The 15420-nt window shown below is 71.3% G+C and carries 12 protein-coding genes and 1 pseudogene; 9 read left to right on the plus strand and 4 right to left on the minus strand.

All coding sequences use genetic code 11. The features are described 5' to 3' along the window. The 3 genes and pseudogenes from secF to NEH16_RS26590 all read left to right on the plus strand — a co-directional run bounded on the left by secF (position 1) and on the right by NEH16_RS26590 (position 4354). Positions 1-1095, plus strand: a complete 1095-nt coding sequence (gene secF, locus NEH16_RS26580; protein ID WP_073967795.1) for a protein translocase subunit SecF — start codon at positions 1-3, stop codon at positions 1093-1095. Beyond that, positions 1095-1646: an adenine phosphoribosyltransferase gene (locus tag NEH16_RS26585; protein ID WP_073967794.1), complete on the plus strand. Its 552-nt coding sequence runs from the start codon at positions 1095-1097 to the stop codon at positions 1644-1646. The genes secF and NEH16_RS26585 overlap by 1 nt, the downstream gene beginning before the upstream one ends. A gap of 150 nt (positions 1647-1796) precedes the next feature. After that, positions 1797-4354, plus strand: a pseudogene (locus NEH16_RS26590) (RelA/SpoT family protein). Positions 4355-4423: 69 nt separating this feature from the next. Here NEH16_RS26590 and NEH16_RS26595 read toward each other — a convergent pair. Further along, positions 4424-5653: a DUF349 domain-containing protein gene (locus NEH16_RS26595; protein WP_265545365.1), complete on the minus strand. Its 1230-nt coding sequence runs from the start codon at positions 5651-5653 to the stop codon at positions 4424-4426. Positions 5654-5825: 172 nt separating this feature from the next. Then, complete coding sequence (locus NEH16_RS26600; protein ID WP_265545366.1) at positions 5826-6620, minus strand: peptidylprolyl isomerase; 795 nt, start codon at positions 6618-6620, stop codon at positions 5826-5828. 149 nt (positions 6621-6769) lie between these two features. Between NEH16_RS26600 and NEH16_RS26605 the strand changes: the two genes are divergently transcribed. The 4 genes from NEH16_RS26605 to NEH16_RS26620 all read left to right on the plus strand — a co-directional run bounded on the left by NEH16_RS26605 (position 6770) and on the right by NEH16_RS26620 (position 11104). After that, positions 6770-7465 (plus strand): MBL fold metallo-hydrolase, encoded by a 696-nt coding sequence (locus NEH16_RS26605; protein ID WP_265545367.1) that lies wholly within the window; start codon positions 6770-6772, stop codon positions 7463-7465. A 13-nt stretch (positions 7466-7478) separates the two neighbouring features. Then, positions 7479-8741: a histidine--tRNA ligase gene (gene hisS / locus NEH16_RS26610; protein WP_265545369.1), complete on the plus strand. Its 1263-nt coding sequence runs from the start codon at positions 7479-7481 to the stop codon at positions 8739-8741. Positions 8742-9016: 275 nt separating this feature from the next. Further along, a complete protein-coding gene (locus NEH16_RS26615; protein WP_073967789.1) occupies positions 9017-9652 on the plus strand; it encodes a vitamin K epoxide reductase family protein in 636 nt (211 codons plus the stop codon). A gap of 72 nt (positions 9653-9724) precedes the next feature. Next, complete coding sequence (locus tag NEH16_RS26620; protein WP_073967788.1) at positions 9725-11104, plus strand: replication-associated recombination protein A; 1380 nt, start codon at positions 9725-9727, stop codon at positions 11102-11104. A 16-nt stretch (positions 11105-11120) separates the two neighbouring features. On the opposite strand, the gene NEH16_RS26625 is transcribed toward NEH16_RS26620, so the two are convergent. Continuing rightward, positions 11121-11822, minus strand: coding sequence for a DUF2470 domain-containing protein (locus tag NEH16_RS26625; RefSeq protein ID WP_265545371.1), 702 nt, complete (start codon positions 11820-11822; stop codon positions 11121-11123). A 188-nt stretch (positions 11823-12010) separates the two neighbouring features. On the opposite strand from NEH16_RS26625, the gene rpsD reads away from it, so the two are divergent. Further along, on the plus strand, positions 12011-12625 hold the full coding sequence (gene rpsD, locus NEH16_RS26630; RefSeq protein WP_018524225.1) for a 30S ribosomal protein S4: 615 nt from the start codon (positions 12011-12013) through the stop codon (positions 12623-12625). On the opposite strand, the gene NEH16_RS26635 is transcribed toward rpsD, so the two are convergent. Then, the gene (locus NEH16_RS26635; RefSeq protein WP_265545372.1) at positions 12613-14757 is read right to left on the minus strand and encodes an ATP-binding protein; all 2145 of its coding nucleotides are present in this window, start codon (positions 14755-14757) and stop codon (positions 12613-12615) included. The genes rpsD and NEH16_RS26635 overlap by 13 nt on opposite strands. Positions 14758-14973: 216 nt before the next feature. Between NEH16_RS26635 and NEH16_RS26640 the strand changes: the two genes are divergently transcribed. Next, positions 14974-15414: a DUF948 domain-containing protein gene (locus NEH16_RS26640; protein WP_018103889.1), complete on the plus strand. Its 441-nt coding sequence runs from the start codon at positions 14974-14976 to the stop codon at positions 15412-15414. Positions 15415-15420 lie beyond the last annotated feature (6 nt).

The raw sequence follows: 15420 nt of genomic DNA on the forward strand, positions 1-15420 counted from the left end.
ATGTCGCGACTCGGGAATCTCGGCGCCCGTCTCTACCGAGGCGAGGTCGGCTACGACTTCATCGGCAAGCGCAAGATCTGGTACGGCGTCTCCGTCCTGATCACCATCACGGCCATCCTCGGCCTGGTGGTCAGCGGCCTGAACATGGGCATCGAGTTCAAGGGCGGTGCCGTCTTCACCACCCCGAAGACGAGCGTGTCCGTCTCCGAGGCGGAGGACTTCGCCTCGGACGCCTCCGGCCACCAGGCCATCGTCCAGAAGCTCGGCAACGGCGGTCTGCGCATCCAGATCACCGAGGTCGACACCCAGAAGTCCGACGAGATCCAGGACAAGCTCGCCAAGGACCTCGACGTCCCGCGCGAGAAGATCGCGGCCGACCTCGTCGGTCCCAGCTGGGGCGAGCAGATCGCCAACAAGGCGTGGACCGGCCTCGGCGTCTTCATGATCCTGGTCGTGATCTACCTGGCCATCGCCTTCGAGTGGCGGATGGCGGTCGCGGCCCTCGTCGCGCTGGTCCACGACATCACCATCACGGTGGGTGTCTACGCCCTGGTCGGCTTCGAGGTCACCCCGGGCACCGTGATCGGTCTGCTGACCATCCTCGGTTACTCCCTCTACGACACGGTCGTCGTCTTCGACAGCCTCAAGGAGGGCACGAAGGGGATCACCAAGCAGACCCGGTGGACGTACAGCGACGTCGCCAACCGCTCCATCAACAGCACGCTGGTCCGCTCGATCAACACCACCGTCGTCGCGCTGCTGCCGGTCGCCGGTCTGCTGTTCATCGGCGGCGGCGTCCTCGGCGCCGGCATGCTGAACGACATCTCGCTCGCCCTCTTCGTCGGCCTCGCGGCCGGTGCGTACTCCTCGATCTTCATCGCCACCCCGCTGGTCGCCGACCTCAAGGAACGCGAGCCGCAGATGAAGGCCCTGAAGAAGCGGGTCCTCGCCAAGCGCGCGGCCGCCGCCGCAAAGGGCGACACCGAGGAGGACGACCGAGGCGAGGGCGACCACGAGGACGCCGCCCCCGCCGGTGCGGTCGTCGGTCAGCGTCGCGAGCCGAGGGGCCACGGCCGGACCCCGGGGAAGCGCTGATGACCAGCACCACCGACAGCACCAGGGAGCTCCTGCTCAGCCGCATCCGTGACGTGGCGGACTACCCGAAGCCGGGCGTGATGTTCAAGGACATCACCCCGCTGCTCGCGGACCCGGTCGCCTTCACGGCCCTCACCGACGCCCTCGCGGAGCTGTGCCTGCGGCACGGCGCCACGAAGATCGTCGGCCTGGAGGCCCGCGGCTTCATCCTGGCCGCGCCCGTCGCGGTCCGGGCCGGCCTCGGCTTCGTACCGGTCCGCAAGGCCGGGAAGCTGCCGGGTGCCACGCTCAGCCAGGCGTACGAGCTGGAGTACGGCACCGCCGAGATCGAGATCCACGCGGAGGACCTGTCCGCCGACGACCGGATCATGGTCATCGACGACGTGCTCGCCACCGGCGGCACCGCCGACGCCTCCCTGGAGCTCATCCGCCGGGCCGGTGCCCAGGTCGCCGGGGTCGCCGTCCTCATGGAGCTGGGCTTCCTGGCCGGCCGGGCCCGCCTGGCCGACAGCCTGCGCGGGGCCCCGCTGGAGGCCCTGATCACGGTCTGAGGACCGGCCGCACCGACGCCGACGGGCACCCGGGAACAACCGGGTGCCCGTCGGCGTTGTCAGGGCTCTCACGGTCCCCGGGGGAGGACCGGCCGCCGGGTCGTTACGATGGCCCTTCCGGGTGTGTCCGGATCCGCACGAGGAGCGCTCTTGCCAGACGAGGCCCAGCCAGTCGCCGCCCCGCAGCCCGACAAGCCCGAGGCGGGCTCCGCCGCGCCCGCGAAGCAGCAGGCCGCGGAGAAGCCGAAGCCTCCGGCGCCCCAGCCCGGCACGGGCCCGGCGTCCGCCGAGGCCAACGGCCCCGCGCCCGCTTCGCCCGCCCAGCCGGCCGCGCCCGCCCCGACCGCGCCCAAGCCCCCGCGAAGCCCGCCACCGGCTCCGCCTCGCCCACCGGCCCGGCGTCCCGCTCCGGCGGCTCCTCCAACCGCGTCCGGGCCCGCCTCGCCCGTCTCGGCGTCCAGCGCTCCAGCCCGTACAACCCGGTCCTCGAACCGCTGCTGCGGATCGTCCGCGGCAACGACGCCAAGACCGAGACCTCCACGCTGCGCCAGATCGAGCGGGCCTACCAGGTCGCCGAGCGCTGGCACCGCGGCCAGAAGCGCAAGAGCGGCGACCCGTACATCACACACCCGCTCGCCGTGACGACGATCCTCGCCGAGCTGGGCATGGATCCGGCCACCCTGATGGCCGGGCTGCTGCACGACACGGTCGAGGACACCGAGTACGGCCTGGACACCCTGCGCCGCGACTTCGGCGACCAGGTCGCCCTGCTGGTCGACGGCGTCACCAAGCTGGACAAGGTCAAGTTCGGCGAGGCCGCCCAGGCCGAGACCGTGCGCAAGATGGTCGTCGCCATGGCCAAGGACCCGCGCGTCCTGGTCATCAAGCTCGCCGACCGGCTGCACAACATGCGCACCATGCGGTACCTCAAGCGGGAGAAGCAGGAGAAGAAGGCCCGCGAGACGCTGGAGATCTACGCCCCGCTCGCCCACCGCCTGGGCATGAACACCATCAAGTGGGAGCTGGAGGACCTCGCCTTCGCGATCCTCTACCCCAAGATGTACGACGAGATCGTGCGGCTGGTCGCCGAGCGCGCGCCCAAGCGCGACGAATACCTCGCCATCGTCACCGACGAGGTCCAGGCCGACCTGCGCGCCGCCCGCATCAAGGCCACCGTCACCGGACGGCCCAAGCACTACTACAGCGTCTACCAGAAGATGATCGTGCGGGGCCGCGACTTCGCCGAGATCTACGACCTGGTGGGCATCCGCGTCCTCGTGGACACCGTCCGCGACTGCTACGCGGCGCTCGGCACCGTGCACGCGCGATGGAACCCGGTCCCCGGCCGGTTCAAGGACTACATCGCGATGCCCAAGTTCAACATGTACCAGTCGCTGCACACCACGGTGATCGGCCCCAGCGGCAAGCCCGTCGAGCTCCAGATCCGTACGTTCGACATGCACCGCCGCGCCGAATACGGCATCGCCGCCCACTGGAAGTACAAGCAGGAGGCCGTGGCGGGTGCCTCCAAGGTCCGCACCGACGTCCCCAAGAACACCGGGCGCGGCCAGGACACCGTCAACGACATGGCGTGGCTGCGCCAGCTCCTGGACTGGCAGAAGGAGACCGAGGACCCCAGCGAGTTCCTGGAGTCCCTGCGCTTCGACCTCTCGCGCAACGAGGTCTTCGTCTTCACGCCCAAGGGCGACGTCATAGCGCTCCCGGCCGGGGCCACCCCCGTCGACTTCGCGTACGCCGTCCACACCGAGGTCGGCCACCGCACGATAGGAGCACGGGTCAACGGCCGCCTCGTGCCGCTGGAGTCCACGCTCGACAACGGCGACCTGGTCGAGGTCTTCACCTCGAAGGCGGCCGGCGCCGGGCCCTCCCGCGACTGGCTCGGCTTCGTCAAGTCGCCCCGGGCCCGCAACAAGATCCGCGCCTGGTTCTCCAAGGAGCGCCGCGACGAGGCGATCGAGCAGGGCAAGGACGCCATCGCGCGGGCCATGCGCAAGCAGAACCTGCCGATCCAGCGCATCCTGACCGGCGACTCGCTGGTCACCCTGGCGCACGAGATGCGCTACCCCGACATCTCGTCCCTGTACGCCGCGATCGGCGAGGGCCACGTCGCCGCCGCCGGGGTCGTGCAGAAGCTGGTCCAGGCCCTCGGCGGCGAGGACGCGGCCAACGAGGACCTGGAGGAGAGCACCCCGCCCTCCCGCAGCCGCACCAAGCGCCGCTCCAACGCCGACCCCGGGGTCGTCGTCAAGGGCGTCGAGGACGTCTGGGTCAAGCTCGCCCGCTGTTGCACGCCCGTGCCCGGCGACCCCATCATCGGCTTCGTCACCCGGGGCAGCGGCGTCTCCGTGCACCGCGCGGACTGCGTGAACGTCGACTCGCTCTCCCAGCAGCCGGAACGGATCCTGGACGTCGAGTGGGCGCCCACCCAGTCCTCGGTCTTCCTGGTCGCCATCCAGGTCGAGGCGCTGGACCGCTCCCGGCTCCTGTCGGACGTCACCCGGGTCCTCTCGGACCAGCACGTCAACATCCTGTCCGCGGCCGTGCAGACCTCCCGCGACCGGGTGGCCACCTCGCGCTTCACGTTCGAGATGGGCGACCCGAAGCACCTCGGCCACGTCCTGAAGGCGGTACGGGGCGTGGAGGGCGTCTACGACGTCTACCGGGTCACCTCGGCCCGCCGGCCGTAGCCACGCGGACGAAGAGGGGCCCTTCCGCCTGGTGCGGAAGGGCCCCTCTTCGTCTGGCACGGGACCGGATCAGCCGCCGAACTCCTCCAGGCCCTTGAGCGCCTGGTCGAGCAGGGCCTGCCGGCCCTCCAGCTCACGGGCCAGCTTGTCCGCGCGGGCGTTGTTGCCCGAGGCGCGGGCCGCGTCGATCTGGCCGCGCAGCTTGTCCACGGCAGCCTGGAGCTGACCGGTCAGACCCGCGGCGCGGGCCCGCGCCTCCGGGTTCGTCCGGCGCCACTCGGCCTCCTCGGCCTCCTGGAGCGCCCGCTCCACCGCCTGCATCCGTCCCTCGACCTTCGGACGGGCGTCACGCGGTACGTGGCCGACGGCCTCCCAGCGCTCGTTGATGCCCCGGAACGCGGCCCTGGCCGCCTTCAGGTCCGTCACCGGCACCAGCTTCTCGGCCTCGTCGGCGAGCTCCTCCTTCAGCTTGAGGTTCTCGCCCTGCTCCGCGTCGCGCTCCGCGAAGACCTCGCCGCGGGCGGCGAAGAAGACGTCCTGGGCACCGCGGAAACGGTTCCACAGCTCGTCCTCGGCCTCGCGCTGGGCGCGGCCCGCCGCCTTCCACTGGGTCATCAGGTCGCGGTAGCGGGCGGCCGTCGTCCCCCAGTCCGTGGACCCGGAGAGCGCCTCGGCCTCCACGACCAGCTTCTCCTTGACCTTGCGGGCCTCCTCGCGCTGGGCGTCCAGCGAGGCGAAGTGGGCCTTGCGGCGCTTGGAGAACGCCGAGCGGGCGTGCGAGAAGCGGTGCCACAGCTCGTCGTCGGACTTGCGGTCGAGCCTGGGCAGGCCCTTCCAGGTGTCCACCAGGGCGCGCAGCCGCTCGCCCGCGGAGCGCCACTGCTCGCTCTGCGCCAGCTCCTCGGCCTCGGCGACCAGGGCCTCCTTGGCGTGCTTCGCCTCGTCGGCCTGCTTCGCCTTCTGGGCCTTGCGCTCCTCGCGCCGCGACTCGACCGTCGCGACGAGCGCGTCCAGCCGCTTGCGCAGCGCGTCCAGGTCGCCGACGGCGTGGTGCTCGTCGACCTGGGTGCGCAGGTGCTCGATGGCGGTCGTCGCGTCCTTAGCGGACAGATCGGTGGTCTTCACCCGCCGTTCGAGGAGGCCGATCTCGACCACAATGCCCTCGTACTTGCGCTCGAAGTAGGCCAGCGCCTCCGCCGGCGAACCGGCCTGCCACGATCCGACGACCTGCTCGCCGTCGGCTGTACGCACGTACACGGTGCCCGTCTCATCGACACGGCCCCACGGGTCGCTGCTCACAGCGCCTCCTCCACCTGATGCCCGTGAGGGGTCACCCCCCTGGCATCGTCCACAGTTTCCTGGGGCGGGCACCGCCCGCCCTGCACGACGCCAATCTAGGCGACGGGCCGCCCGGCTGTCCGCACTCCGCACGGCCGGATTTATTCGCCGCCCGGCGGGCCCGCCCCCGGGATCACACCTTGTCGACGGTCAGCTTCGAGATGTTCACGGCCTTCTTCGGCGCACCGTCGGGCCCGCCGCCGTCCACTCCGGCCTTGCCGACGGCCTCGACGGCCTTCAGCGACTTCGCGTCCATCGTGCCGAACGGCGTGTACGTGGGCGGCAGCTTGCTGTCCTTGTAGACCAGGAAGAACTGGCTGCCGCCGGTGTGCGGCTGGCCGGTATTGGCCATCGCCACCGTGCCCGCCGGGTACGTCACCGAGCCGTCCGTGCCCGCCTTGCCCAGCGCGGTCAGGTTCTCGTCGGGGATGGTGTAGCCCGGACCGCCGGTGCCGTCGCCCTTGGGGTCGCCGCACTGGAGCACGTAGATGTTCTCCGTGGTCAGCCGGTGGCACTTGGTGCCGTCGAAGAACTTCTTGTCGGCCAGCGACTTGAAGGAGTTCGTCGTGTGCGGGGTCTTCGACGCGTCCATGGTGAACGCGATGTCGCCCTGGCTCGTCTTGAGCGACATCGTGTACTCGGCCTTCTTGTCGATCTTCATCGCCGGCTCCGGCTTCGCCTCCTCCGTGGGCGAGGGCGACGCCTCGGCCGACGGGCTCTGGCTCGCCGCCGCGTCCGTCTTGTCCTTGTCGTCGTCCCCGCTGGTGGCGAGGTACGTCGCGCCCGCGATGACCGCCACCACGGCGACCGCCGAAGTGATGGCGAGCGTCAGCCGCCTGGTACGCCGGCGGGCCTCCTCCCGGCGCCGCTGCTGCCGCTCGTACTTCTCCCGGGCGAGCTGCCGCCGCCGCTGATCGCTGGTGACCACCGGGTGTTCTCCTTGTACGTCGTGTGTTCGGGCCTGGGTCGCCCCGTACCGTATATGGGTTAGCTGTGGAATGAGGAGCGCCGGTAGGCTCTGAACTGCTGTGACCTCGCGGTCGCTCTTCCGTGCAGGACTACCGATTGAGGACGATCGTGCTGATTGCCGGGTTCCCCGCCGGGGCCTGGGGGACCAACTGTTACCTGGTCGCCCCCGCCGCGGGTGAGGAGTGCGTGATCATCGACCCGGGCCACCAGGCCGCCGCCGGAGTCGAGGAGACGCTGAAGAAGCATCGGCTCAAGCCCGTCGCCGTCGTCCTGACGCACGGCCACATCGACCACGTCGCCTCGGTCGTCCCGGTGTGCGGCGCGCACGACGTCCCGGCCTGGATCCACCCCGAGGACCGCTACATGATGAGCGACCCGGAGAAGGCGCTCGGCCGCTCCATCGGGATGCCGCTCATGGGCGAGCTGACGGTGGGGGAGCCGGACGACGTCCAGGAGCTGACCGACGGCGCCCGGCTGCGCCTCGCGGGCATGGAGTTCGGCGTCTCGCACGCGCCCGGCCATACCAAGGGGTCGGTGACGTTCAGGATGCCCGAGACCCCGGAGGTCCCGCCGGTCCTCTTCTCGGGCGACCTGCTCTTCGCCGGCTCCGTCGGACGCACCGACCTGCCCGGCGGCGACCACGCCGAGCTCCTCGAGTCGCTGGCCCGTGTGTGCCTGCCGCTCGACGACTCGACCGTGGTGCTGTCCGGCCACGGCCCCCAGACGACCATCGGCCGCGAGCGCGCCACCAACCCGTTCCTGACCGGAATGAACGGTGTGGACGCGCCCCGGCGAGGAATGTGACGAGAGCGGAATCGTGAGCACCTTCAAGGCCCCCAAGGGCACGTACGACCTGACCCCGCCGGACTCCGCGAAGTACCTCGCGGTGCGCGAGGCGATCGCCGCACCGCTGAAGAACTCCGGCTACGGCTACATCGAGACCCCCGGCTTCGAGGACGTGGCCCTCTTCTCGCGCGGTGTGGGCGAGTCCACCGACATCGTGACCAAGGAGATGTACACCCTCACCACCAAGGGCGGCTCCCAGCTCGCCCTGCGCCCCGAGGGCACCGCGTCCGTGCTTCGCGCCGCGCTGGAGGCCAACCTCCACAAGCTCGGCAACCTGCCGGTCAAGCTCTGGTACTCCGGCTCGTACTACCGCTACGAGCGCCCGCAGAAGGGCCGCTACCGCCACTTCTCGCAGGTCGGGGCCGAGGCCATCGGCGCCGAGGACCCGGCGCTCGACGCCGAGCTGATCATCCTGGCCGACCAGGCGTACCGCGCACTGGGCCTGCGCGAGTTCCGCATCCTGCTGAACTCGCTGGGCGACAAGGAGTGCCGCCCCGTCTACCGCGACGCGCTCCAGGGCTTCCTGCGCGAGCTGGACCTGGACGAGGAGACCCGGCGGCGCATCGAGATCAACCCGCTCCGCGTCCTGGACGACAAGCGCCCCGAGGTCCAGAAGCAGCTCACCGGCGCCCCGGTGCTGCGCGACTTCCTCTGCGACGCGTGCAAGGCGTACCACGAGCAGGTCCGCGACCTGCTCAACGAGGCGGGCGTGATCTACGAGGACGACGAGAAGCTGGTCCGCGGCCTCGACTACTACACCCGCACCACTTTCGAGTTCGTCCACGACGGTCTCGGCTCGCAGTCGGCGGTGGGCGGCGGCGGCCGCTACGACGGGCTCTCCGAGATGATCGGCGGCCCGGCGCTCCCGTCGGTCGGCTGGGCGCTCGGCGTGGACCGCACGGTCCTCGCCCTGGAGGCCGAGGGCATCGAGCTGGACCTGCCCTCCACCACCAGCGTCTTCGCGGTCCCGCTCGGCGAGGAGGCGCGCCGGGTCCTGTTCGGCGTCGTCACCCAGCTGCGCCGGGAGGGCGTGGCCGCGGACTTCGCGTTCGGCGGCCGGGGGCTGAAGGGCGCGATGAAGAGCGCCAACCGTTCGGGCGCCCGGTTCACGATCGTGGCCGGCGAGCGCGATCTGGCCGAGGGCCACGTCCAGCTCAAGGACATGGAGTCCGGCGAGCAGACGCCGGTCCCCGTCTCCGACGTGGTCGAGGCGGTCCGGACGCGCCTGGCGTGAGACGTGCCGGGGGCGGGCGGTCCGCCCGCCCCCTCGCGTCAACGTCGTGGGCGCGGATTCACACCGGGCGGTGATTCCGTCCGTGCGCGATGTGACGCGCGGGGAGGGGTGCGCGGGGCGTGATCCGCCTCGTCGCGGCTGCGGGGCCCGGGATCCGCTTCCGGACAGGCCCGCTGCGCTGCGTACGTCTTTATGTGCATCGAACGGAAGAGCGGCCGAGCCGTGCGGCACAATGACCCTGCCCCAGCAGGCTACTCAGTGACGGAAACGGCGATATGACGACTGCAGCGGTTGACCATCCCTCCTCCGACCAGGACGAGAGGAGCGGGAAGCGGACCATCGGCGGCAGCCGCGCGCTGGCCATCCTGCTGATGATCACGGGCGCCGCCGGAACGCTCGCCGCCTGGGTCATCACGCTGGACAAGCTCAAGATGATGGAGGACCCCTCCTTCGTCCCCGGGTGCAGCCTCAACCCCGTGGTCGCCTGCGGCAACATCATGAAGAGCGAGCAGGCGTCCGCCTTCGGCTTCCCCAACCCGTGGCTGGGCATGGTCACCTACCCGGTGATCATCGGCATCGGCCTGGCCCTGCTGGCCGGGGCCCGCTTCCGCCCCTGGTACTGGCTCGGCATGAACGCGGGCACGCTCTTCGGCGTCGGTTTCTGCACCTGGCTCCAGTACCAGTCGCTGTACAACATCAACTCGCTCTGCCTGTGGTGCTGCCTGGCCTGGGTCGCCACCATCCTGATGTTCTGCTACATCACCACGCACAACATCCGGCACGGGATCATCCCCGCGCCCTCCTGGCTGCGCAACGGCCTCACCGAGTTCCACTGGGTGCCCCCGGTGCTCTGGATCGGCATCATCGGCATGCTGATCCTGACCCGCTGGTGGGACTTCTGGACCAGCTGACCCGCCCCCGCGCCGCCGGGCCGGACCACCGGCCCGGCACCGTTGTCAGTGGGGTGGCATAGGCTTCGAGACGTGGAGCCCGACCTCTTTACCGCCGCTGCCGAAGACCGCCAGGAGAAGGATCCGTCCAGCAGCCCGCTGGCCGTCCGGATGCGTCCGCGTACGCTGGACGAGGTCGTCGGCCAGCAGCATCTGCTCAAGCCGGGCTCGCCCCTGCGCCGCCTGGTCGGCGAGAGCGGCGGTGGACCGGCCGGCCCCTCCTCGGTCATCCTCTGGGGCCCGCCCGGCACCGGCAAGACCACCCTCGCGTACGTGGTCAGCAAGGCGACGAACAAACGATTCGTCGAGCTCTCCGCGATCACCGCGGGCGTCAAGGAAGTCCGCGCCGTGATCGAGGGTGCCCGCCGCGCCACCGGGGGCTACGGCAAGGAGACCGTCCTCTTCCTGGACGAGATCCACCGCTTCTCCAAGGCCCAGCAGGACTCCCTGCTCCCCGCCGTCGAGAACCGCTGGGTCACCCTGATCGCCGCGACCACGGAAAATCCGTACTTCTCCGTCATCTCCCCGCTCCTCTCGCGCTCGCTGCTGCTGACGCTGGAGCCCCTGACCGATGACGACCTGCGCGGCCTGCTGCACCGCGCCCTCACCGACGAACGCGGCCTCGGTGGAGCGGTGAGCCTCCCGGAGGAGGCCGAGGAGCACCTGCTGCGCATCGCCGGGGGCGACGCCCGCCGCGCGTTGACGGCCCTGGAGGCCGCGGCCGGGGCCGCGCTGTCCAAGCAGGAGGAGGAGATCACGCTCCTCACCCTGGAGGAGACCGTCGACCGGGCGGCCGTGAAGTACGACCGGGACGGCGACCAGCACTACGACGTGGCCAGCGCCCTGATCAAGTCGATCCGGGGCTCCGACGTCGACGCGGCCCTGCATTACCTGGCCCGCATGATCGAGGCGGGGGAGGACCCGAGGTTCATCGCCCGGCGGCTGATGATCTCCGCCAGCGAGGACATCGGCCTCGCCGACCCGACGGCGCTGCCCACCGCGGTCGCGGCCGCCCAGGCGGTGGCCCTGATCGGCTTCCCCGAAGCGGCGCTCACCCTCAGCCACGCCACCATCGCCCTGGCCCTCGCCCCCAAGTCCAACGCGGCGACGCTGGCGATCTCCGCCGCCCGCGAGGACATCCGCAAGGGGCTGGCCGGCCCGGTCCCGGCCCATCTGCGCGACGGCCACTACAAGGGCGCGGCCAAGCTGGGCCACGCCCAGGGCTACGTCTACCCGCACGACGTGCCCGGCGGCATCGCCGCCCAGCAGTACGCACCGGACGCGGTGAGCGACAAGCAGTACTACCGCCCCACCCGCTACGGCGCCGAGGCGCGGTACGCGGACGTGGTGGACCGGGTCAGGGAGCGGCTCGGCCGGACGGACGACGAGGACGGGACGGGCGGTACGGCCTGAGCCCCGCGCGCGCTCCTCAGCGGGCGGCGGCCGCGAAGAGCGTGTGCATGGCGTGGCTGAGTTCCACCACGTCCCGCACCGGCTCGGGGAACTCGAACCGGGCGTCGAAGCAGCCGCCCTCCCGCTCGCAGAAGCGCACCCGCAGCCCGAACCGGTCCAGCACCAGCGGCACCACGGCCGGCCGGTGCTCGGGGCAGGAGCACACGGCCCGCTCACCGAGCAGCTCGCACAGCGACGCCAGCTCCTCCGTGTGCGAGGAGTAGAGGTGCTGGAGCAGCTCGGCCTCGTGGAGGGCGAGCGGGTCGGCGGCGGCGTCGCGGAAGCTCTCGGCCTCGACCTCCTCCACGCCCCACAGGTCGTCGATGTGCGCCTCGTCCGTCTCCAGGCGCAGCATCGTCCGGCCGGGGCCCGCCATCCCGGGGACGGCGGTCAGCCAGCCGCTGACCCGGGCCCGGCCCCGGATACGGTGGGGTACGGAGACCGGCGCGACGTCCGTGATCTCCAGCACGGCCGGCAGCTCGTCGTCCTGGGCGTGCGTCGCGGCCCGTACGGCCGGGGAATCCGCGGGGAACTCCAGGAACAGGTCGCCGTCCGGGCCCACGCCCCGGGACAGCGGCATCAGCTGGTCCGAGCCCGCCGCTTCGAGCCCGGGAACGAGCAGTACCGCGGAGCAGGTACTCTGTACGAGAGTTCGTGTGCGCTCGGCTGCTGACGGCATCCGTGTGATTTCAAGCCCGCTGGGACGCGGCTGACCACGATCTGATCGGTCCTCCGTCATCTCGACGCCATCAGGCGCGTCGATGCTGTCTGTGCTGTCCGTGACGTGTGTGGTGTTCCCAGGGCGAGACATGCGATCTCCTTGAGTAAGGTGAGCCTAACCTAACCTACAACGGAGGTCTGGAGAACGTGCCTAATCAGTCGCGTCCCAAGGTCAAGAAGAGCCGCGCGCTCGGCATCGCGCTGACGCCGAAGGCGGTCAAGTACTTCGAGGCCCGCCCCTACCCGCCGGGCGAGCACGGCCGCGGCCGCAAGCAGAACTCGGACTACAAGGTCCGTCTGCTGGAGAAGCAGCGTCTGCGCGCGCAGTACGACATCAGCGAGCGCCAGATGGCGCGTGCCTACGACCGCGCCAAGAAGGCCGAGGGCAAGACGGGCGAGGCGCTGGTCGTCGAGCTCGAGCGCCGCCTCGACGCGCTGGTCCTGCGTTCGGGCATCGCCCGGACCATCTACCAGGCCCGCCAGATGGTCGTCCACGGCCACATCGAGGTCAACGGTGGCAAGGTCGACAAGCCGTCGTTCCGCGTCCGCCCCGACGACGTCGTCCAGGTCCGCGAGCGCAGCCGCTCCAAGGTCCCCTTCCAGGTGGCCCGCGAGGGTGGTTACGACACCGACGGCGAGACCCCGCGCTACCTGCAGGTGAACCTGAAGGCCCTGGCCTTCCGCCTTGACCGGGACCCGAACCGCAAGGAAATCCCCGTGATCTGCGACGAGCAGCTCGTCGTCGAGTACTACGCCCGCTGATCCAGGCGTAGCCGCTCTTCACCGGCGCTCAGGCCCGCCCCTTCCCGTTCTCCGGGGAGGCGGCGGGCTTTCGCGTTCTCCCGCGTCCGGAGCGCCCGGGCGACCGCCGCGTCCGGCGCCAGCTCCCCGCCCGCGCCGAGCGCCGCCGCGTACCGCGCCCCGCCCAACTCCCGCAGCGCCAGCTCCTCGCAGCGAGCCCTCGGCGCCCCGTAGTACACCGAGCCGAACAGCGGCAGCCCCACCGACGGCCAGATCCGGTCGGCGGCCCCCTGGAGCAGCGCCGCCTCGGCCGCGTCCCCCTCGGTGACCGTGACCAGGGCCAGCAGTTCGAGGGCCAGGACCGTGCCGAGCAGGTCGTGGAAGCCGTGGCTGATGGCGAGCGATTCGAGGAGCAGCCGCCGGGCCCGCTCCGGGTCGCCCCGCTCCAGGGCGGCGTAGGCCAGGACGTACAGCGCGTAGCTCAGGGCCCAGCGCTCGCCGTGGTCCTCGCAGATGTCCCGGACCTCCTCGCAGATCGCGACGGCCCGCTCCGCGTCCCCCAGGAATCCGGTGGCCATGGCCAGCTCGACCTGGGCCATCAGGACGTTGCTGTTCAGCTCGCCCAGCTCCCGGTAGCGGCCGAGCGCGTCGTCCAGGAGGCCCCGGGCGCGCTCCATGTCGTCGGTGACCAGCGCCAGGCACCCGGTGCGGTGCACGGCGTACGCGGCCGCGGTGGCGTCGCCCGCCGCCTCGGCCTCCTCCCGGCACTCGGTCAGCGCGGAGATCGCCCCCACCGGGTCCCCCTGGAGGACGGCCACGTAACCCAGCACCCACAGGGCCTTCAGCCGCGAGGAGTCGTACGGGGTCTCCTCCTCCAGTACGTGCTCCAGCCAGTGCCGGCCCTCCGAGAGGCGCCCGCAGCCGACCCACAGGAACCACAGCGTGCCCGCCAGATACTGCGCCAGGTGCGCCTCCTGCGGGCTCTCCAGCGAGCACTCCATGGCCCGGCGCAGATTCGGCAGCTCGCTCTCGGCCCGGGCGGCCACCTCCGCCTGCCGGGGGCTGAACCAGTCCAGCTCGCACCAGGTCGCCAGGCCCAGGAACCAGTCGCGGTGCCGTCGGCGCAGCCGGTCGGTGTCCCCGGTGGCGGCCAGCCACTCGGCGCCGTACTCGCGCACGGTGTCCAGCATCCGGTAGCGGGTGCCGGCGGGGGAGTCCTCGCGCAGCACCACGGACTGGGCCAGCAGCCCGGACAGCACGTCGAGCACCGAGTCGGCGGGCAGGTCGGGCCCGCTGCAGATGTACTCGACGGCCTCCAGGTCGAACTGCCCCGCGAAGACCGAGAGCCGGGCCCACAGCAGCCGCTGCGGCGGCGCGCACAGCTCATGGCTCCAGCCGATGGCCGTCCGCAGCGTCTGGTGCCGCTCCAGGGCGCCCCGGGTTCCCCCGGTCAGCAGCCGGAAGCGGTCGTCCAGCCGTTGCAGCACCTGCTCGGTCGACAGGGCCCGCAGCCGCCCCGCCGCCAGCTCCAGGGCCAGCGGGATGCCGTCGAGCCGGCGGCACAGCTCCAGGGCGTGGCCGCGGCCGTGCCCGGTCAGCCGGAAGTCGGGGCGCACGCCTGCGGCCCGCTCGGCGAACAGCCGGAGGGCGTCCTCGTCGGTCATGGTCGCGAGCGGGTGGACCGCCTCGCCCGCCAGCTCCAGCGGCAGTCGGCCCGCCGCGAGGACCCGCAGCCGCGGGGCGCGGCGCAGCAGCTCCCGTACCAGCGCGGCGCAGTCGTCCACCAGGTGCTCGAAGCCGTCGATCACCAGCAGGAGGCGGCGGTCCGCGCAGTGCTCCACGATCGCGGCGCGGGGCGGCCGGGCGGTGTGGTCGGTGAGCCCCAGCGCCTCGGCCACGGCGTGCTCCAGCAGCCCGGGGTCGTGGACGGCGGACAGCTCCACCAGCCAGACCCCGTCGCAGTACCGTTTCTCCAACAGCGCTGCCGCTCTGGTGACCAGGCGGGACTTGCCGACGCCGCCCACCCCGGTCACGGTGACGAGCCGGGATTCGTCGAGGGAGCGGGCGAGAGCGTCCAGCTCGCTCTCCCGGCCCACGAAGTCGTTCAGCTCGGCGGGCAGATTGCCCGGGCGCGGATTCTGAGGGCGTCGCATGAGACACGCAGAGTACTGGCTTGAAAGCGCTCCGTACAATCTCGCCGTTCGGATCCCCGGTGGCCGCCCGGTCATGCGGTGCGGGGCGTGAGCCCCGGCGCGATAGGCTCGGGGGAAGGTGACCGGCCGCCCTGACGGCCCTCACCGCAGAGCAGGAGAACAAGACAGAGACTGACGACAAGCCAGAGAGCGCGGTGCACTGTGTCCGGTGGTGAGGTGGCCGGGATCATCGTGGCCGTCTTCTGGGCGATCCTGGTTTCGTTCCTCGCCGTCGTGCTGGTGAGGCTCGCCCAGACGCTCAGGGCGACCACCAAACTCGTGGCGGACGTGACCGAACAGGCCGTCCCCCTGCTCGCGGACGCCTCCGCGACCGTGCGCTCCGCGCAGACCCAGCTCGACAAGGTCGACGCCATCGCGACGGACGTGCAGGAGGTCACCTCCAACGCCTCCGCGCTCTCCACCACGGTCGCCTCCACCTTCGGCGGTCCCCTGGTCAAGGTCGCGGCGTTCGGCTACGGGGTCCGGCAGGCCATCGGCCGCCGGTCCGCCCCGGAACCGGAGGCACGTTCCCGGCGCTCGGTGATCGTCGGCCGGACCGTCCCGTCCGCGCGCGGCAGGAAGCGCGGCGGCCGAAATTCCCGCGGATCTAAGGACTGACGCAGC

It is taken from the genome of Streptomyces drozdowiczii (assembly GCF_026167665.1).
Classification (GTDB): Bacteria; Actinomycetota; Actinomycetes; order Streptomycetales; family Streptomycetaceae; genus Streptomyces; species Streptomyces drozdowiczii_A.